This window comes from Thermovenabulum sp., assembly GCF_049701175.1.
GTDB lineage: Bacteria > Bacillota > Thermosediminibacteria > Thermosediminibacterales > Thermosediminibacteraceae > Thermovenabulum.
In genome coordinates this window covers 24,362-44,924 of sequence record NZ_JBNATW010000006.1, presented here as the reverse complement: position 1 = coordinate 44,924, position 20,563 = coordinate 24,362, and the positions used below count along the sequence as shown (strand labels likewise).

The following is a 20,563-nucleotide window of genomic DNA, read 5'->3' as shown; positions in this document are numbered from 1 at the left end:
TTATTAATTTTTTATTGATATTTTAAATTAATTTTTTATGAAGCATTAAATAAATTACCTTTTTTTGTCATACTTTAATTATTAAATTATCAAGTGCTTCAAGCTTAGAAAATAATTTTAACTAATATAAAATTTATATTTGTTGGGGGCTTTTTTAAAATGAATTTTAATTTCATTTTTTCAAAATTCGATAAAAATCTATATCTTCTTTCTTTCGGTGTCTTTATAGCTCAAATAGCCTTTTCTTCCATAACCCCCTTTCTGCCCGACCTCCTCTTGGACATGGGGGTCACCCAAAACATAGCCATGTGGTCAAGCCTAATATACTCAATACACTCCTTAATGTTTGGCATAATGTCCCCAATATGGGGTGCAATTTCCGACAGGTATGGAAAAAAGCCCATGATGGCGCGGGCAGGCCTCGGGATGAGCGTCATCTACTTCTTAATGGCAAGGGCAAAAACACCGATGGAACTCGTGGTGCTCAGGGCGTTAAACGGCACATTCTCAGGATACATACCCGCTGCTATTACCTTTGTGGCATCCACAAGCTCCCCCGAAAATTTAAGCTACAATCTGGGAATCATAAATGCCGCATCCGCAGTGGGCGCCATTACGGGGCCACTCATAGGAGGAATTTCAGCAAAACTTTTTGGGATAAGGGGCAGCATGGTCTTCACGGGAATTCTCCTTTTAATCGCTGGCGCCCTTCCCTATGTCACCAACGTGAAAGAAGGGAAAATCGTAAAGCCGAAGTCATCCATTGCCCAAAGCATCGTCGAAACCTTCAAAAATAGAAAACTCCTTATAGTTTACTCGGTAGGGATTTTCGTGCAGGCCGCTTTAATGGGTATACTCCCTGCAGTTACCCTTTTGATGCATAGGATTTCCCCCGAGAACGCCTCTCTTTATACGGGCCTTGTCTTTTCCATAACAGGTATATCTACAGCTATTGCTTCACCTTTTTTGGGCAGGACAAAATACAAGGTTTCCGCAATATACAAAATAGGTCTTGCAGGCTGCGCTTTTTTAACAGTACTACAAGGATACGCGTCTTCCTTCGGTTTTCTCTTTTTTATCAGGTTCCTCTTCGGATTTTTTAATGCTGCAGTAACCATTGCTGGAAACATCTTAATTGCAGAATCGGGGACAAATGAAAATCAGGGAAGTTCCTTTGGAGTTTACAACGGGCTTATGTCCATTGGACTTATAATGGGCTCTACCTTGGGTGGATTTTTGGGTGACAGTTTTGGAATAACCTTTACTTTCATCGGCGGGGGTCTGATGTTCCTTTTGGCATTCATGCTCTCCTTCTTCATAAAAGAAGAAAAAAAGGAAGGGAATTCTTAATATATCCCTTCCTTTTTTATATAATCAATTTTTATTTTGGGAGGGTTTTGTTGAGGTAAGTAATCGCTTAAATTTAAAAAGGCGTCGCTGTATTTAATAACTGGACTTCCATTAGAGTAAAAATTCCTTGCTACAATGCTGCCTTCAAAATCAGCATTTCCTATATCCACTGTGCCGTTGGGTGAAAATAAAAGGGCGTTTTTTACATTCCCCGCATTTTTTACAGTAATATTTTTTTCCGATATTATTATTATGCCGTTATCATTTCCTGTTATATTTTTTACCTCCACATCCCCCTTTGCGTATATAACACCGCTTCCCTGAAGATTATCTGCGGAAAAATCTCCTTCATGGACGATTGTTTTTCTATTGCCTTTATTATCTATCACTTCTTCAATTTCATCATCTATAAAAACTATGTTGTTATTTAAGCTAAGGGTCGTTACACTATACGGGCCTTCGTAAATTGCCGTTGCTCTGCTTTTATAAAAATCAGAATCGAGCTTAGGCATATCCTGTGGAAAATTTATGCTCCCCTGATAATAAGGATGGCTTTTCCCCCTAATATTAGCTGCCCCGCTTATATTTATTGCTCCCTTTGCATAAATATCACCGTATACATCTGCGCTCCCTTCTAAGCTTACATTTCCTAAGGAGAATATGCTTTTTGTAACCAATGCGCTTCCTTGAAGTTCCACATCCCCTTTTGAATACACATTGCCGTTTAATTCAAAATTTCCTTTTAAATCCACATCCCCGAGAAAAACAATGTCCCCCTCTACCCTTGATGAGCCATTTAAGGAAAAACCTGAAGATGCGAAAATCAACTTTAGAAAGGCTTCATAGGTTTTTATAACGGTTAAATAAGCATAAGCTGTAAATTTAGAATTTCCCGCCGACCCTTCTGAAATTATTTTTAGCCTATTCTCTGATTCCAATAAGGCTTTTAAAATTATATTCCCCTTTAAATCTCCTTCATCGATGCTTAAGCTGTCAAAGACAATCCCATTAGCTTTTCCCTTCGCTAAAGAAATTATATACTCGAGCCTTTCAGGATTGTTTTTTAACTCATATATTGCCTTATTCAATCCACCTTCCGCGAGGTAGCGGGCCTTTACCCTGTTTTCATAATAAAGAGAAGCCTTTAAATCGCTTCGGGAAAACTCCGAAAAGGCAACGCTCAGTAAAATAAGCAGGGAACCCACCAGAAGCACCGTAATGAGCACTGCCCCTTTATTTTCTTTAAAAGCTTTATTAAAATACTTATAAAGCCTCATAATCTCGCCTCATTCTATGAAAGGATGGTAATATATGAACGTCGGGATTTTGAAGGTGGAAATTTACTTAGGGGACACCTTTTCCTTAAAGGATAAGCGCTCCATAGTAAAAAGCGTTGTAGAAAGGCTGAAAAACAAATTTAACCTTTCGGTAGCAGAAGTAGAAAGGCAGGACGACCTTCGCTTTGCGGTGATAGGCATCTGCTGCGTTTCAAATAGCAAAGCCCATGCGGAAAGCCAGTTAGAAAGCGCTTTAAATTTTTTAGAAGAGGATGGAAGGTTTTTCGTCCAGAACATCGAAAGGGAGGTGTTCTCCTTTTAACCTTCCCACACCATTATGAGCCATTCTCCCTGAAGGTCCCTTGTCCTCCCTTTTACCTTAAACCCAAACCTTTCATATAGTTTTACCGCAGATGTATTGTTGGGCCTCACCTCAAGCTTTACCCTTTTTATCCCCTTTTTCCTTATATACTCCATCCCCTTTTCTAAAAGCGCCTTTCCTATGCCTTTCCCGTGACACTCGGGCAGCACCCCGATAGATAAAAGCTGGGCCGATGAAGCGGTATTTACTTCAAACCTTAAGAAGAATAACTTGTTAAAAACTATCCTGAGGGCGTCTTTTATCTTTACTCCGTAATCCCCCCTAAAGTAGTTTATTATAAATTTAAAAATAAAGCCGGATAAAAAAGCTTCTTTCCACAATCTTTTCACATTGTCCGCCATTACTATATAACCAACAATTTTATTTTCCTCCTCGGCAACCATTACGCCTTCTTTGAAGGTGCAAATCAGAAGGGTAAAAAGGGCACAAAAGGCCCTTTTTATGCCCGATGTTATGGGTGTAAAAAATTTTATGCTTCCTTCAAAGGCCTTCAAAAATACTTCAGCTATGGATTCAACGTCCTTCAAAACCGCCGTTCTTATTCTCATCAAGCCTTTCCTCCGTTTCCATAAGTTCCGAAAGGAATATCATCTGATCAATCGTCACAAATTCATAACCCTGTTTTTTCAGCTCATCTATTACCCTGGGAAGTGCCTGAACTGTCGATGTTCTGTTACCACCTTTAAAGGTCACCAAATCTCCGGAATCGTGAAAGAGGATTATGGACCCGGGTTTTACATTGGAAACCACCCTTTCCACAATCTTATCCGGCGGAAGCTCCGCCCAGTCCATGGCGCTTACGTCCCACAAAACGATGGTATACCTTTCGTCCTTTAAAAGCTTCCTTGCAAAAGAGGTATATACTCCCCTCGGCGGCCTAAAGAGCAAAGGCCTTACACCCGTCACCTCTTCAATGGCCTTTTCGCATTTTTTTATCTCATCCTCCTGCCCTTTCGCAGAAAGGGGTATTAGGCTTTTGTGGCTGTAGGTGTGGTTCCCCACCGAGTGCCCTTCCTTTACTATCCTTCTAGCTATATCAGGATAACTTTCCACATTCTTGCCAATAAGGAAAAAGGTCGCCGGCACCCTTTTTTCCAGCAGTATGTCCAAAATTTCAGGTGTATAAAGGGGGTCCGGCCCGTCGTCAAAGGTAATTGCCACATATTTAAATTGTCCCGGACCGTGCCTTATCAAATCCTTTTGCATTCCAAAACCTTTGTAGACGTATTTATTAAAGAAAAACAGGGCAATGATAAAAAATACCGCAAGCCCAAGCACTGTTTTATTTATAAAAGCTGACTTTATCCTTTTTTCCAAGTAATCGGGCCAAAACTGTATCGCAAGCTGGACAAAAATGATTATACAAATTATGTTAAAGGAATCCGTTCTGAAAAATCTAAAGCATATAATGGGTATCAAAAGAGAGGTAATAAAAACCGCATCGTCGTAATCTTCCCCAAATTGCTTTAGAACAAGGAAAAAGAAAAAGAGTATAAGCCCCATCTTCCACGACAAATAAAAGATGATGCCCAGGGCAAGAGCCTCGGTTGTATCCCCTCTAAAGCCCTTAAAAAAAGGGCGCGTGTGCCCTGCTAAGACTCCCATTGAAGAAAAAAGATAAGTGAGCCCTGAATGAAGGTAAAGCCCTGCAAAAAACATTGTAAGATAGCCTTTTAAAAATTCCACTATTTGAGTAAAAGTTTCCCTTTTTTTGAATACGAAAAATCCCCCGACCAAGTATGAAAATAGCCCCGTCACAACAAAATAGCTCATTCTTACACCTTCTTAAAAATTTTTATAACTAATATACTCTCCCTTTGCTAACATTATTTTAATACAAAAAATACTTTACCCCAAAAACATTTTTTGGCAATATAATGCTTTTAATTATATAAAAATTGTGGTAATTTATAAATAACGAAGTTTTAAAGGACGGTGCTATAAATGCCGAGGGATTTGGTAAAAATCGATTTGGATAAGTTAAAAGCATATATAATCCAAAAACTTTCTTCCTTTGATGAAATAGCGGGCGTCTACCTTTTCGGCTCAAGCCTCGATTTAATGCGCCCCGACAGCGACATAGACATAGGAATTATTTTTTATGATTTCGTAGACGAAGAAAAAGCGGAGGATATTATTGAAACATTATACTTAAAGCTTTTAAATTTTGAAGGGCATCCCTTTGACATCCGTTCGGTGAACCACTCTAACACCATAATTGCCTTCAACATTTTAAGAAATGGATTGCCCGTATTGGTTAAGGATGAAGATGCTGTAACCGATTTGATAGAAAAAGTAAGCCTGAAATATAAAGAGGTATACCCACAATATAAAAGAGCTGTAGAAATGATACTGGAGGGATTAAAATGAGCCCGCTGGATTACTATCTTCTCAGGGCCTCTACCGGCGGTACAGAAGACGCAAGGTATGCGGGGTATACGCCAAATATTAGCCCGCAGCCGAGGGCAACAAAGGTTGAAACCTTTAGAGCATTAATGCTTACTACGGCGTAAAGCCCGTAAGTAGTAAAAATCTTCACTCCCCATATACCCGCGAGTATCCCCGCTACGGCGCCGAGCAGGCTCAAAATCACGCTTTCTAAGATAAACTGCAATAAAAGGTCCGATTTTTTTGCTCCGAGGGCCCGCTTTAAACCTATCTCGGAAATCCTTTCCGATACGGCAACGAGCATTATATTCATTATGCCGAGCCCGCCTACGAGAAGGGATACAGACGCAATCCCCGCAAGAAGAAGGGTCATTACCCTGTTTGCCTTATCCGCTTCTTCGATGAGGTTGTTCATATTAGTTATTGTTATTAATTCTTTACCAGCTATTATATCGCTGGTGGTATTTTTATTGTTTTCCGGCTTTTCTGTAGGAGTTGTAGGATTTTCAGCACTTTCGGGATTTGGTAGCTTCCCCTTTTCTCCCTGCCATTCTTTGTTTTGATTTTCCGGATTTATCTTAGGGGCTTTCAGGTCAATCCCGAGCTTTCTCCTGTAAATCCTCCCGAGCTGAGCTATGGCAAGGTCCGCACTTTTTGCGGAATCCGCCTTTATCCATATCTCGTCAACGGTCCTTTTCTCCGCTATTTTAAGAGCTGTTGTATAGGGGATTATTATGAGGTCATCCAGTCCCTCCTGACTATTGCCTTTTTTAGAAAGCACCCCTACCACCCTGTAGGTCTCGTTGTTTAAAGTAAAGGTAGCCCCTACCGGGGACCTTCCGTTTAGAAGGCTTTTCCCCAAGTTGTATCCCAAAACCGCTACCTTTGCCCTTTCTTTTACATGCCATTCGGTAAAAAAATGTCCCGTAATTACCTTATAATCCCTTACCTTATAATACTCGCTTCCCGCACCGAGTATGTCCACTTCGCCCCTCGCCCTTCTCCAGCGCATTATCGCCTTTGTCTTAATAATAGGCGTCGCATATTTAATACCGCTTACCCTTTCTTTAAGCTCAAAAGCTTCATCAGGGCTGAATTCCACCTTAGGGTCCTGAGCTTTTATCACTATAACATTTGAGCCGAGGCTTTCAAATTGCTTTAAGACTTCAAGGCGCGCCCCTTCGCCTATTCCCATAAGGCTTATTACAGATGCTACACCAATTGCAATCCCGAGCACCGTCAAAAAGGTTCTGAGGGGCTTTGCCGCAACCCCGTGCCACGCCATTTTTGCTGAGAAAAAAAGCTTAATAAAAAAGGCCCTGAGGCCGTTCTTTTTCATTATTTTCACCTCATTTGCCGCTTTCTTGATTTTGCTGATTGTTGCCACCGCTTTGATTGTTATTCTGCCCGGGAAGGAGTTTATCCGTCTTTATGTGCTGCGATGGAAGGACATCAAAGCTTGAACCCGTCACCACTTCATCGCCTTCTTTTAGTCCGCTTTTTATCTCGGCGTACCTGTCGTTCATGAGCCCGAGCTGCACGCTTACAACTTTTGTGGTACCATCGGGATTTAAAACTTCTACTTTCGGCTGTCCGTCTTCTTCAAATACCGCTTCTACTGGAACAAGGAGGACGTTTTTAGCGCTGCCCGCTTCTATGTACGCCTTTGCCTGCATACCCGGTCTAAGCTCAGGCGTGCCCTTTACTTTTATTTGCACCTCGAACCTTGAAATACCGCTTTGGTCCTTTCCCATGGGCGATATAAAGATTACCGAACCTTCAAAGGTTTTCCCCGGTAGTGCGTCCATAGTAACCTTAACGGGGGACCCCTGCTTCACGAGGAGTATATCTATATCGTCCACCTGACACCACATGGTCATGTCTTCGGGATTGAATATATTTCCGAGCCATTCACCCATCCCTACGGTCTTACCCACTGTTGCATTAAAATCCGCAACAACCCCGCTCACCGGTGCGCGTATTTCAAGCATTGAAAGCTGGTTTTGAAGCTTATACATCTTGCTTTCAAGTTCAGATATTTTTTTCAATTCTTCAAGAATGTAGTCCTTTACATCCGAGCCCGCAAGCTGTATGAGGGGGTCTCCTTTTTTCACCCTGCTTCTTTCCTTAACAAATACCTTTGTCACCCGAGCGGTAACGGTCGAAAACACCGATTCTTCTTCAGCGAAACCTTCCACCTTCGATGGGAACTTAAGCCACAAAACTTCTGGGCTTTCGGGATTTTTCACCCCTTCCTTTGCAAGTCCTATATAAGCAGTCAAATTGGGCTGTATTAATCCAGGGTTTTTACCCTCAATGGTCATGTAGTATACGTACTGATACATCTGGTCTCCTTCCGAGTAAGAAGTCCCTGTAGATTCCGGGACCGGCTCATCGTTTACCTCTACAACTTCACCTTCGAGCACACCGTCATAGACGTTAAACCTCAAAAAAGCCTTTTTGTAATCCTTAGCAATCTCGAATTCAGCAGGATTTAGCTTGGCAATTACCCTATATTTTGTATCGTTTACTATTTTTGCAACTATTTCCCCTTCCTTAATCTCGCTTCCTTCCTTTGCCGTAAGTCCGAATACCCTTCCGTCAATGGGGGCGGTTAGGGTAATCCCTTTGGAAGGATCCACCTCGTAAAGCTTATCCGGTGTAGTCCCGAGCTTATCCGCAAGGGCTTTTTTTGCAGTCTCAAGCTGTTTTTGAAGGTTTTCAAGCTCTGTTTGAATGTTGGGGGCCCTGAGCTTCACAAGGACCTGCCCCGCCTCAACGGTATCTCCTGCCTTTACCAAAACCTCATCTATGATATAGCTTACCATGCCCTGAGATTCGGGATTGTATGGCACCATGATACCTCCGCTGCTGTTGGGGTATAAAGGCCCCGAAGTCTCCACCCCCACGTTTATATCCCCTCTGATGACCTTCGCAGTAGAATATATTGGCCCCTCAGCTTCCTTTTTCGGCGGAGGAAGAAGGCTCTTGAATGCGTAAAACCCCCCGGCCACCACGAGTGCTGTAATAACTAAAAATGCGGTAATCTTTTTAAACATATTAAGCCCCCTTAAAATTTAAAATAATAAATCATTATTTTTGAGTTTGTTTTTTAATATTACATTTATTTTATAGCGATTTTGTTCAATTATAGGTTACGCTCTGGATTTTCCCATCAAGTATATGAACCACCCTTTTCCCATAGCGCGCCATCTTCTCGTCATGGGTTACCAAAATAATGGTCAAATTTTTTTCCTCGTTTAACCTGCAGAAAAGCTCCATAATGGAATTACCCGTTTTCGAATCAAGGGCTCCCGTAGGCTCATCTGCCAAAATCAATAAAGGTTCCTGAACAAGTGCCCTTGCTATTGCTACTCTCTGCTGTTCACCACCCGAAAGCTCTGTGGGCCTGTGCTTCATCCTGTCCTTTAGACCCACCGCTTCTAAAGCCATTTCAGCCCTTTCCCTTCTTTCTTTGCTCGATACTCCTCTATAAATTAGAGGAATTTCCACATTAAATAGTGCATTGTAATCGGGCAAAAGGTGAAAGGTCTGAAACACAAACCCTATGTAGTTATTCCTTATATCCGAAAGCTCGTCGTCGTTCAATCTTTCCACATTCTTCCCGTTTAATATGTACTCCCCTTCCGTAGGCTTATCGAGACAACCTATAATGTTTAAAAGCGTGGATTTCCCCGACCCCGAAGGGCCCATTATTGATAAAAACTCTCCCCCCTCCACCGATAAATCCACCCCATCAAGGGCTTTGACATTTAACTTACCGGATTTGTAGTATTTTTTTATATTTTTTAATTCTATCAGCATAAATTTACTCCTTTTACAGATTTTAAAAAGATTTTTATATTTTTAATTTTATCATATTTGCAATGTGGAAATTAGAGAAATTTTTAATGAAAAATAAAAAAGGCGGGGAATGTTTAAATAATCCCGCCTTTATTAATTCTATAACCTTCAGTAGTAAAGCTTTAACTTTGTTAAGAAGGCTCGATCAATTGCATTGGCCTCATATGAAATTCGTGTTCCTCTGGCCGGGATTTTGCCTCCGGCTTCCTTCAGATTCCACCTCGCGATGGACACCCTTGCCTTTAGCTAACGGTTGGTGCTATCAACCCCCGTAATGGACTTTCACCATCAAGGTCGCGTGCATTCCGCGCGCACATAACAAAAAGAGGGGAAATTATCCCCTCTTTTTTTCATTATTAGTATCCTATTGTAATAGCTTTTATGATTTCAGTATCTGCATCAATATAGTATTTTATCGATACTCCACTTGTATCAGCTGCTTCAACTTCGACTTTTAGATCTGATAGAGAAATCACTTCAGGATCTCCATCTGCATTCTTTTCAACTATTAATACATCAGATGCAACCTTTTTGTAAACATTGCCACTTAACTTTACTAACAATCTTGTTGTATCTACATCATAAACCGTTGTTGAAACTGTTGTTTCACCAGTATATACTGCTTCATTTGCTCCTTTTTCTCTATAAGTTATTAATTTATCAATCTTGCCAATAATATCTGTGCTAAATGTATAAGTCTTTTCTCCTGCCGATGTAATAATAACTGCCTCATATTTATCTGTTGATACTTTATAAGCGTCTTTTACAAATCCTACAAATTCATCTCCTGCTAAAGCGCTATATCCCCTTGTAATAACAATTGCTTTATATTCTGAATCTCCACTCGCTTTATATGCTATAACATCTAAATCAATGTTTTTCGCATTAACTATATCAGCCCAGTTCACTATTTCAACATCTTCTGGTTTAGCAATGTTATTAGTATAAACTGAATCAATTACACCTGTTCCTTCCATATTAAATACTTTAACTGAATTGCTTACGTAGTAAACTGCATCTCCTACTACCTTCATATAACCGTTACCAGCGTCGGTTATTGTATGTGTACAAACTGCATTGTACACAGTTACTGAATCTATTACTCCATCTGAATTCAGACTGAATTTGAAGAATTTAGTTAAATCACCCGTAGATGTTGGTAAGTATGAATCAACTGAAGATTTATAATTGTAAACAGCTATTGTTCCATCATCTTTTAATACCTTTACTTTATATTCACCTAATGAAGAAGTCTTATCTAATGCAAATCCATAGAATTCTGCTGTTGAAGAAGCTACATTTCCTTTTACAAATACTATTTTATTTTTAATACCTTTTAATGCCACCACATTTGTGTTGAATAAATCATCATTAAAAACATCATAAGTATCACCATTGTCTGTTGAGAATGTTACTCCATCAACGTAATATGTTGTTCCATTAACTTTTATATAATCATTTTGTTTGTATGCTGTTAATTTACCCTCGACTTTAAGATCAAAAGCTACTATCACTTTTTGACTTGTCGTATTAACAATATAAATGACATCGCCAGGCTTAATATCTGCCAATGTCGCTATTTTATTGTTCTTAACAATTGTAAAGGCTGATGGGTCTAATTTTGTTGTAGATGTTACTGAAGAATCACTTGTGTAAGTTCTTATATATTCTTTATCTTTAGTAGTATTTACTTCTTTTACTAACTTAGGCGATACAGTATTTCCATCAATAAGCTCTTCTGCGTTATCAATCTTACCATCGTTAATTATAAATTTATAATATTTATCTACCGAAACAGAAACTGTTGAGTTTTTCTCGTATTTTTTCCCAGCAAATGCCAATTCAATTTTGCCATCTGTTCCTATTGATTTTACTGTATCATAAACAACTTCCGAATCAACTGCAAAGAATATTATCTTACCATCTTTCTTCCATGCAGTTACCTTGGCACCTTCTAAGCCTTTGAAAGAAATGCCCTCTGCTACATCATAATCATTTGTCTCAATAGTTACTTTATTTTCATCTTCGTCATAACTATTTACTGTTCCTAGAACTTTTTTAACTGATAATTTATTTTCAAGTAGATTTTTATTAGTCTCTGTCCATGTTGGGTTAGCACCGAATGATGTTTGTTCCATTAAAGGAACTTCGAGTGCGTTGTTGATCATTTTTGCAACATCACCGCGGGTTGCGCCGAGGTTGCTTACTACGTTGACATCATCGGTTACGCCTTTTTCAGCTGCTACTGCGAGGTATCCGCCGGGATATCCACCGAGAGCAGTTGCTTTTGGCTCATAACCGAGGGCTCTCATAATCATTGTGATTGCTTCGGCATAGGTTACGTTTGCTTCGGGTTTGAATGTGCCATCGGGATAACCTTTGACTATTCCGAGGTCCGATGCTACCTGTATGTAGCCGGATGCCCAGTGTGTTGAAGTTACATCCTTAAATTTTGTCATTCCTTTTGCATATTGTGCTGCATTGCCGAGTCCAAGAGCATTTACAACGACTTTTGCAAATTCAGCTCTTGTTATTGTGTTTTCTGGTTTGAATGTTCCATCGGGATAGCCGTTGATAATGTTGAGTGCTGTTAACCTTGCAACAGCATCAGCAACGTTTTCATCTTTAACATCGCTGAAGGATGCTGCGAACCCTGTGCTCATAATGCTGAGTACGAATACCAGCACGAGCAGGGTTACAAGTGATTTTTTGAAACGCTTCATACCCAAATCCTCCTTATTTTTTTATAATTTTTATTTTATTTTATAAAATCTTTTATTTTCTTACTTATCCCCCCTCTCAAAGGATTGAGAAGATTGTATATTTTTCCTAAGCTTAACTTCTATTGGTATTATAGCATTGGGGTTTATTTTGCGTCAATAAGGCTGAGATAACTGTAAACGAAATGTAATATAGTGTAACATTGCTGAAAAATTAACCTAACAATTTTCGGTATAAATTATATTCTTCATTTTTAAGGAAATTCCTTCCTCGGAATATAAAATTTTTACTCACCGTCGAAGAATTCCTTTGCCCTTTCGGCAAGGGATTTTAAAGATTCCTTCACTTTTTGGTGGAATTCTTCGGCTTTTAATTCGGTCATTATTTCGATAACATCGTCTATGGTCTCAGCGCTGTAGATGTGGAATTTGCCTTCCTTTACTGCCTGCAGGACTTCGTCTTTGAGCATGAGGTTGTCGATGTTCTGTGAAGGTATTACCACCCCTTGAGTGCCGGTAAGGCCTTTTATTTTGCAGGCATGGTAAAAACCTTCTATTTTATGGGTGACCCCTCCTACGGGCTGGACGTTCCCGTGCTGGTCGAGGGACCCGGTAATAGCTATATCCTGCCTTACGGGTATGCCCGAAATGCTCGACAAAAGGGCGATTAGTTCGGCGCAGGTTGCGCTGTCTCCTTCCACACCTCCGTAGTTTTGCTCAAAGGTTATGCTTGCGGAGATGGCAAGAGGCATGTCTTTTGCATATTTTTCTCCTAAGTAGCCGGAAAGGATTAATACCGCTTTTTCGTGAATTTTGCCGGAAAGTTTCACTTCTCTTTCTATGTTCACCACACCGGCATCGCCGAGGTAGGTGGTAGCGGTAATCCTTGAAGGCTGACCAAAGGTGTAATCACCAATATCCAATACTGAAAGCCCGTTTACCTGACCTACCTTTTTCCCGGAAACATCTAAGATGATCTCTCCCTTTTCTATCATTTGTAAAAGTTTTTCTTCAACCCTGTTGGAGCGGTAGGCTTTTTCTTCTATGGCCTTTTGGACGTGGTGTTTTTTTACTGTTTTTTCCCCTTCAATCTCCGCCCATGCGCTTGCTTCATATAAAAGCTCCACTATTTCGTTGAACCTTGTAGAAAGCTTTCTTTTGTCTTCCGCAAGCCTTGAGCTGTAGTCGATAACCTTTGCAACGGCCTCTTTGTCAAAGTGCAAAAGCCCATCGTTTTTACAGATGTGGCATACAAAGGCGGCGTAATTTTTTAGGTTTTCCTTAGTTTTTTCCATCTCCACATCAAAGTCCACACGGATTTTGAAAAGTTTCCTGAAGTCCTCATCGTATTCATTTAATATATAGTAGTAAAGGGGTGATCCTATGAGTATAACCTTTACGTCAACGGGTATGGGCTGGGGTTTTAAGGTTACCGTAGGTATTACCCTGTACTGCTCTCCTATATTTTCTATACGGGCTTCCCCGTTTTTTAAGGTCCTCTTTAACGTGTCCCATGCAAAGGGGTCCTTAAAAAGGTCCTCAGCCTGAATGATGAGGTATCCACCTCTTGCCCTGTGTATTGCCCCGCTTTTTATCATGGTAAAGTCGGTCACAACGGTGCCGAAAGAGGCTTTTCCTTCAATTTTTCCAAATAGGTTATAGTAGGTGGGATTGGTCTCTATTACTACCGGTGCGCCTTCGGTGTTTCTGTTGTCCACAAAAAGGTTTACTTTATACCTTATAAAAAAATCCTCTTTTGGGGCACCTTGGGATAAAATCGCGGAAAAATCCAGTCCGTCCTCTCCTTTTTCCCTCGATGCCTGCCTTATTGCATTTAGGTTTTTAATCATGTCGTCCTTTACTTCTTTTAAGTAGTTTACAACCCCTTCGAATTCGGCGTACTTTGCGGTAATTTCCTCGAAAATGGGGTTTATTGCAGCAAGTGCGGTTTTTCTTTCCAATTTTAATAGTTCTTCCCTTGCTTCCCTGTCCACAAGCCTTACCCTTCTTAAAGCTTCATCTATTTTTGGCTGAAGGCCCCTTCCTTTTTCCTCTATTGCCTTTCTTTCTTCATCGGAAAGGGCGTCGAATTCCTCCTGGCTCATGGGCTTTCCTTCTTTTAGTGGAACGGTTATAAACCCCTGCGGGCTTCTTTGGATTATAAATCCTTCGGCTTTTGCCTGTTCTTCAAGTTTTTCAAAGATCTCGGCGGACTTTTTTTGGTATATATCTATTATTTCCTGCCTTTGCACCTCAAAGGCTTCATCGTCAAATACCTTGTTTATCTCCCTTTTAACCTCGTTTACAAGTTTTTCCATATCCTTTGTAAATTCGTAGCCCATTCCCGCCTTTAAAAAAAGGGCAATGGGTTTTTCGGGTTTTGAGAAGTTGTAGACGTAAAGTATATCATCGGGTGCGCTCTTTTCTTTTGCTACCTTTGAAACGGCAAGCCTTGCATAGGTGGTCTTTCCGGTGCCGGTGGGCCCGCTTACAAAGATGTTGTAGCCCTTTTTTTCTATTTTAAGGCCGAATTCCATCGCCCTTACGGCCCTTTGCTGCCCTATTATATCGGATATGGGTTCAAGTTCATCGGTGGTTTCAAATTCAAAAAGGGATGCATCGCAGGTATCGCAAAGTTCTTCGATGGAAAGTTTTTTTAGCATAAAAAACCCCCTTTTAATTAATTTTTTTTAAATTTTACGCTTTTCCTTAATAATTTTATGTTTTTGCTGATAATTTTGTTATTTGTTTTAATTCTATTACATTCTCTTTCCTGAGGCAAGACAGTTGAAAGAAAAGGCATAAAAAAACCGGAGCGAAACTCCGGTTTTTATCCTTCTATTCTTTTCTTCCTGTATTCGAGGGAGGCTTTTATGAATTCCCTGAAAAGGGGATGGGGCCTGTTGGGTCTTGATTTGAATTCAGGGTGAAATTGGGTCCCTATAAACCACGGGTGGTCTTTTAATTCGATTATTTCAACGAGCCTTCCGTCGGGGGAAATACCCGAGATGATAAGCCCGTTCTTTTCCAAAATTTCTTTGAAGTCGTTGTTAAATTCGTAGCGGTGCCTATGGCGCTCCTCTATGATAGCTTCCTTATACGCCTCATGAGTCTTAGTGCCTTCTTTTATCTTGCAGGGGTAATGCCCGAGGCGCATTGTACCGCCTTTTTTCTCGATGCCCTTTTGTTCGGGCATGAGGTCTATTACGGGGTAGGGCGTGTCCGGCCTAAACTCGGTGCTGTGGGCTCCTTTTAGGTTGCAAACGTTCCTTGCAAATTCTATTACGGAGCACTGCATGCCGAGGCAAATGCCGAAAAGAGGTATCTTGTTTTCCCTTGCATACTGTATGGCTCTTATCTTCCCTTCAATGCCCCTGTCCCCGAATCCGCCGGGAATTAGTATGCCGTTTATGCCTTCAAAGACTTCATTTAAGTTTACTCCCTCTTTTTCTAAGTCTTCCGAATGAATCCATTTTATAAAAACCCGGGTGTCGTTGGCTATACCGCCGTGGTTTAATGCCTCAACTATGCTGAGGTATGCATCATGAAGCTCTACGTATTTGCCTACAAGGGCGATGTTTACCCTGTTTAAAGGGTTCTTTATCTTTTTTACTATTTCCTCCCATTCTGTAAGGTCTGCTTTCATGCCGTCAAAGCCGAGCTTTTTGGCTACAACCTCGTCGAGCCCCTCTTTTTGGAGTATGAGCGGCACCTCGTATATGGTTTCCGCATCGTAGTTTTGGATAACCGCTTCGGGCTCTACGCTGCAAAAAAGGGCAATTTTCTCCTTCAGCTCCCGGGAAAGGGGCTTTTCCGCCCTGCACACGATAATATCAGGCTGTATACCTATGCTCCGGAGTTCCTTTACGCTGTGCTGGGTGGGTTTTGTTTTTAATTCCCCCGCTTTAGCAAGGTAAGGCACGAGGGTTACGTGGATGTAAAGGACATTGTCCCTCCCAATGTCAGCCCGAAGCTGCCTTATGGCTTCCAAAAAAGGCAGGCTCTCAATGTCGCCGACCGTTCCGCCTATCTCGGTGATCACCACATCAGGGTTTTCCGTGCGAGCAATCCTCAAAATCCTGTCCTTTATTTCATTGGTTATATGGGGAATAACCTGAACGGTGCCCCCTAAATAGTCTCCCCTTCTTTCCTTTAAAAGTACTGACCAGTAAATCTGGCCAGTAGTAACGTTGCTGTCCCTTGTAAGGTTTACGTCGATAAACCTTTCGTAATGCCCGAGGTCAAGATCGGTTTCCGCGCCGTCTTCGGTGACGAATACCTCGCCGTGCTGATAGGGGCTCATGGTGCCCGGATCCACGTTTATATACGGGTCAAACTTCTGCATGAAAACGGAAAGTCCCCTTGCCTTCAAAAGCCTTCCCAATGAGGCTGCGGTTATTCCTTTGCCAAGCGAGGAAACGACTCCACCGGTTATGAATATAAACTTGGTGTGCATTACAAGTCCCCCTTGAAGATTTTCCGTACATAAAAAAATCCATACACTCTATTTTAGATAAATAAAAGGGGGGTTGTCAATAATTAATAAAAAAAGCAGCGAAAATGCTGCTTTTTACTCGTATTTTAAAACTATTACCCTTTTTACGTCGCCCTTTAGGTCGTCTTGAGTGACCTCTAAGGTGTTGGAATCTAAAAATTCTCCTCCCCCGACTTTATCAAGGAATTTGTCTACAGGGTCTATGGGCATGCTAACTGCAGGGGTCTTAAAGTGCATGGGGATGGTAATCTTGGGTGAAAGCTGTTCCCTCACGGCAGCTGCTCCTTCAGCATCGAGGGTAAAGGTCCCTCCTACAGGGATTAAAAGCACATCTACCCTACCTATTTCCTCAACCTGAGCCTTTGAAAGAAGATGCCCTAAATCTCCCACGTGGCATACCCTCACTCCATCTATTTCGTAGACGAAGATTATGTTCTGTCCCCTTTTCGCCCCTTTTACCTCATCGTGGAAGGCGGAAATTCCTTTTATGCTAACACCACAGGTGATGTATTCTCCCGGAGCCTTTATAATAGTCGGGTCCCCGTGAACCGCCTCCACATAATTGTGGTCGTAGTGGTCGTGGCTTACCGTAACCACATCGGCTTCAACCTTAGGTATCTTATATCCTACACTTCCATCAAATGGGTCGGTGACTATCTTGGTGCCGACAACGGACTCCAGCATAAAGCAGGCATGACCGAACCATCTTATTTTCACAGTTAAAAACCTCCCTTTCTTTCCTCTTTACCGGTTAACCGCACAGGGGAACTGTCTAAAAGCCATATATTCTTATATATTCTTGAAAAAACTTAAAATTCCTCCTTGTATTTAACATTTTAACTTGAGTTCTCTATCTCCTTTTCCTCTTTTAACCTTTTTATTTTTTTGCTTTCATTGATTTTTCTCAATTTGTACTGAAGGGTCTGTCGGGGTATGCCAAGCATCCTTGCTGCTCTTGAAATATTACCGCTGGTTTTCTCTATAGCCTTTTTTATTAAATCCATTTCTACCCTTTCCAAAGCTTCCTGAAGATTCATGCTCTCCTGATATATTATATTCCCCTTTGCCGGTGAAAAATAACTTTTTATTTGAACGGGAAGATGCACAGGAAGTATGGTGTCCCCTTCCATTATAACAAGGGCACCTTCTATAGCGTGTTCCAATTCCCTAACATTGCCCGGCCAGGGGTATTCGTAAAATATATCCATAACCGCCTGCGATACTTTTATATCGGTTTCGGTATTTGGGTTATATTTTTTAATAAAATAATCCACAAGTATGGGTATGTCTTCCTTCCTTTCCCTTAAAGGAGGGATTTTTAAAGAAACCACATTTATTCGGTAAAAAAGGTCTTCACGAAGCTTCTTTTTTTCCACAGCCTCCACCGGGTCCTCGCTGCACGCCGTTATGACTCTCGTATCCACATACCTTACTTTTGTATCGCCTATCCTCCTCACCGTACCTTCCTGCAGCACCCTCAAAAGCTTTGCCTGAAGTTCAAGGGGCATTGAATTTATCTCATCCAAGAAAAGAGTGCCACCGTCTGCAAGTTCGAAAAGTCCTGGCCTGTCTTCAGCCCCTGTAAATCCTCCCTTTATGGTGCCGAAGAGTATACCTTCAAGAAGCGTGCCCGGCAGGGCGGCACAATTTTGGGGGATAAAGGGTTTATTTTTCCTCGGACTTTCATTGTGAATGGCCTGTACAAAGAGCTCCTTCCCCGTCCCCGTCTCTCCCCAGACTAAAACGGGGATGGAGCTTCTCGCAGCCTTTCGGGCCAGCGCCTTTAGCTCCTTTATTTCCCTGCTTTCGCCGATTATATCATCAAAGGTGAAAACCGCTCCCGTCTTCTTTTCTCCCGGTTTTTTCCTGCCGTAAAGAATTGCCTGAAGGTCGTTTATCCTCTCGGAGAGGTCTTTTACAGAGGTTATATCCTTGGATATTTCCATAGCACCTATTATTTTGCCGTCAACCTTTATGGGCAGTGTGGTGTTTATTGTGGTGATTCTCTTCCCTTTATAATTGGTGAAGGTCTGCTCCTTATCGTATATGGGCTCCCCCGTTCTTAAAACCTTCAGGAGGGTGCTCTCCTCTTCGTCTAAGGAGGGAAATATTTCTAAAATATGCCTCCCCACTACCTCTTCCCTGGTCAATCCCTCAATTTTGGCGACCGCATCGTTGTAGTATACCGTAATGCCCGCATCATCTACGATGTGTATGCCCTCTTCTACATGAGAAAGGAGAAGCTCTAACTGGGCTTTTATTATATCAATCTCCTTCAATCTATCAACCCCTTAATGAGGGTATTTTACATCCTTTCGGGTGCCGAAATGCCGAGTATCTTGAAGGCATTCTTCAAAACCCTTTTGGTTGAAAATATAAGTATAAGCCTTGCTTTAGTCAAATCCTTATCGTCTGTGAGCACCCTGCAGCTGTTGTAAAAAGAGTGGAAAAGCGATGCAAGCTCCAAGGTGAAATTTGCGATCCTATAGGGAGAAAGGTTTTCCGCTGCTATACGTATTTCTTCAGGAAACTCGGCAAGCTTTTTGATAAGCTCAATCTCGGGCTCTTCTTTCAAAAGTCCCACCAGCTGTTTTATTCTCGCTTCCGAGAAGTTTTCAACGTCAAATTCTATGCCCTGCTCCTTTGCAGTTCTTAATATGCTCGAAATCCTCGCATGGGCGTACTGCACGTAAAATACGGGATTTTCCTCCGACTGCTTTACAGCTAAATCAAGGTCAAAATCCAAATGGGTGTCCGCACTTCTCAAATTGAAGAAAAACCTTGCTGCATCCTTTCCAACTTCGTCTATCAGATCTGCTAAGGTTACAGCCCTGCCTGTCCTTTTGGACATGCGGGCAATTTCGCCGTTCCTGAAAAGCCTTACAAGTTGCATTATGATAATGGTAAGCTTTTCCGGGTCGTATCCGAGGGCGGCAAGCCCAGCTTTAACCCTTGGCACGTGCCCGTGGTGGTCGGCACCCCATATATCGATAACCCATTCAAAGCCCCTGTCAAACTTGTCCTTATGATAGGCAATGTCCGCTGCGAAATAGGTGGGGATACCGTTCTGGCGTATTAGCACCTCATCCTTGGGCACGCCGAATTTGGTGGCAGCAAACCACAAAGCTCCGTCCTTTTCATAGGTATATCCACGTTCTTGGAGCATTTTTATAGTATCCATCACCTTATTACTCTCGTGCAGGGAGCGCTCCGAAAACCAGATGTCAAAAACCACGCCGAAATTTTCTAAATCCTGTTTCATACGGCGGATGTTTTTTTCGAGGGCGTATTCCACAAAGACCCTTCTTCTTTCTTCGGGCTCTACATTCAAGTATTTATCCCCTTCTTTTTCAATGAACTCCTTCATGTGTTCTATAACATCTTCTCCGTGGTAGCCTCCTTCGGGGATCTGCGCATCGTAACCCAAAAGCTGCAGGTACCTCGCTTCCAAGGAAAGGGCAAAGTTTTCAATTTGATTCCCGGCATCGTTTATATAAAACTCCCTTGTGACATCGTATCCTACAGTTTTCAAAAGTTCGGCCAAAGCGTCGCCGAGGGCTGCACCGCGGGCATTGCCCATATGCATGGGGCCTGTAGGGTTTGCGCTCACGAATTCTACCTGAACCTTTTTGCCATTTCCTATATCCTGCTTGCCGTAATTTTCGCCCTCTTTTAGGATGTAGTATAAGGCTTCGTGGGCCCAATCCTTTTTTAAATAAAAGTTCAAAAACCCCGGTCCTGCCACTTCTATTTTTTCTATAGGGACGCTGCTATAAAAAGAAAGGGATTTTTCAATGTATTCTTTTATTACTCCTGCAATTTTGACGGGGCTCTGCTTGGCTTTTTTTGCCATTACCATTGCTATATTTGCCGCAAAATCCCCGTGAGCTTTTTCCTTGGGCACTTCAACGGCAAAGGGCGCTATTTCATCAAAATTTAAGACATTTTCCTTTTTTGCCTCATTCAGTGCCGATATTATGAGACTTTTTATATCCGCCTTTATCTTCTGCTTGATGTCCACACTATTTTTCCTCCAATCAAAAAAATACCTAAAATACATTAATATTATATATTTTTGCCCAATTTT

At 41.5% G+C, this 20,563-nt stretch carries 15 protein-coding genes; 3 read left to right on the top strand and 12 right to left on the bottom strand.

Features of this window, described 5'->3' with window-relative positions:
* Positions 1–159: 159 nt before the first annotated feature.
* Positions 160–1,350 carry an MFS transporter gene (locus ACPLVF_RS03180; protein WP_424906383.1) on the top strand — a complete coding sequence of 397 codons (1,191 nt, stop codon included), beginning with the start codon at positions 160–162 and terminating at the stop codon, positions 1,348–1,350.
* On the opposite strand, the gene ACPLVF_RS03175 is transcribed toward ACPLVF_RS03180, so the two are convergent.
* Positions 1,347–2,627: a polymer-forming cytoskeletal protein gene (locus ACPLVF_RS03175; RefSeq protein ID WP_424906382.1), complete on the bottom strand. Its 1,281-nt coding sequence runs from the start codon at positions 2,625–2,627 to the stop codon at positions 1,347–1,349. The two genes, ACPLVF_RS03180 and ACPLVF_RS03175, sit on opposite strands and share 4 nt — an antisense overlap.
* A gap of 34 nt (positions 2,628–2,661) precedes the next feature.
* Here ACPLVF_RS03175 and ACPLVF_RS03170 point away from each other — a divergent pair, with 34 nt between their 5' ends.
* A complete protein-coding gene (locus ACPLVF_RS03170; protein ID WP_424906381.1) occupies positions 2,662–2,949 on the top strand; it encodes a DUF503 domain-containing protein in 288 nt (95 codons plus the stop codon).
* On the opposite strand, the gene ACPLVF_RS03165 is transcribed toward ACPLVF_RS03170, so the two are convergent.
* Positions 2,946–3,557 carry an N-acetyltransferase family protein gene (locus ACPLVF_RS03165; protein ID WP_424906380.1) on the bottom strand — a complete coding sequence of 204 codons (612 nt, stop codon included), beginning with the start codon at positions 3,555–3,557 and terminating at the stop codon, positions 2,946–2,948. The genes ACPLVF_RS03170 and ACPLVF_RS03165 overlap by 4 nt on opposite strands.
* On the bottom strand, positions 3,523–4,782 hold the full coding sequence (locus tag ACPLVF_RS03160; RefSeq protein ID WP_424906379.1) for a glycerol-3-phosphate acyltransferase: 1,260 nt from the start codon (positions 4,780–4,782) through the stop codon (positions 3,523–3,525). Before ACPLVF_RS03160 ends, ACPLVF_RS03165 begins: the two co-directional genes overlap by 35 nt.
* 171 nt (positions 4,783–4,953) lie before the next feature.
* On the opposite strand from ACPLVF_RS03160, the gene ACPLVF_RS03155 reads away from it, so the two are divergent.
* Positions 4,954–5,379 carry a nucleotidyltransferase domain-containing protein gene (locus ACPLVF_RS03155; RefSeq protein ID WP_424906378.1) on the top strand — a complete coding sequence of 142 codons (426 nt, stop codon included), beginning with the start codon at positions 4,954–4,956 and terminating at the stop codon, positions 5,377–5,379.
* Between the two features lie 13 nt (positions 5,380–5,392).
* Here ACPLVF_RS03155 and ACPLVF_RS03150 read toward each other — a convergent pair whose 3' ends face one another.
* From ACPLVF_RS03150 to argS, 9 genes are all read right to left on the bottom strand, one after another.
* On the bottom strand, positions 5,393–6,736 hold the full coding sequence (locus ACPLVF_RS03150) for an ABC transporter permease (RefSeq protein WP_424906377.1): 1,344 nt from the start codon (positions 6,734–6,736) through the stop codon (positions 5,393–5,395).
* A 10-nt stretch (positions 6,737–6,746) separates the two neighbouring features.
* Entirely contained in the window at positions 6,747–8,456 is a 1,710-nt protein-coding gene (locus ACPLVF_RS03145; RefSeq protein ID WP_424906376.1) for an efflux RND transporter periplasmic adaptor subunit, read from the bottom strand.
* Positions 8,457–8,541: 85 nt separating this feature from the next.
* Positions 8,542–9,222 (bottom strand): ABC transporter ATP-binding protein, encoded by a 681-nt coding sequence (locus ACPLVF_RS03140; RefSeq protein ID WP_424906375.1) that lies wholly within the window; start codon positions 9,220–9,222, stop codon positions 8,542–8,544.
* A gap of 395 nt (positions 9,223–9,617) precedes the next feature.
* On the bottom strand, positions 9,618–11,984 hold the full coding sequence (locus ACPLVF_RS03135) for an S-layer homology domain-containing protein (RefSeq protein ID WP_424906374.1): 2,367 nt from the start codon (positions 11,982–11,984) through the stop codon (positions 9,618–9,620).
* 284 nt (positions 11,985–12,268) lie between these two features.
* The gene (locus tag ACPLVF_RS03130) at positions 12,269–14,644 is read right to left on the bottom strand and encodes an AAA family ATPase (RefSeq protein WP_424906373.1); all 2,376 of its coding nucleotides are present in this window, start codon (positions 14,642–14,644) and stop codon (positions 12,269–12,271) included.
* A gap of 167 nt (positions 14,645–14,811) precedes the next feature.
* Entirely contained in the window at positions 14,812–16,437 is a 1,626-nt protein-coding gene (locus ACPLVF_RS03125; protein ID WP_424906372.1) for a CTP synthase, read from the bottom strand.
* A 114-nt stretch (positions 16,438–16,551) separates the two neighbouring features.
* A complete protein-coding gene (locus tag ACPLVF_RS03120; RefSeq protein WP_424906371.1) occupies positions 16,552–17,193 on the bottom strand; it encodes an MBL fold metallo-hydrolase in 642 nt (213 codons plus the stop codon).
* Positions 17,194–17,312: 119 nt separating this feature from the next.
* Positions 17,313–18,755, bottom strand: a complete 1,443-nt coding sequence (locus tag ACPLVF_RS03115; RefSeq protein WP_424906370.1) for a sigma-54 interaction domain-containing protein — start codon at positions 18,753–18,755, stop codon at positions 17,313–17,315.
* Between the two features lie 26 nt (positions 18,756–18,781).
* Entirely contained in the window at positions 18,782–20,536 is a 1,755-nt protein-coding gene (gene argS, locus ACPLVF_RS03110) for an arginine--tRNA ligase (RefSeq protein ID WP_424906443.1), read from the bottom strand.
* Positions 20,537–20,563: the final 27 nt, after the last annotated feature.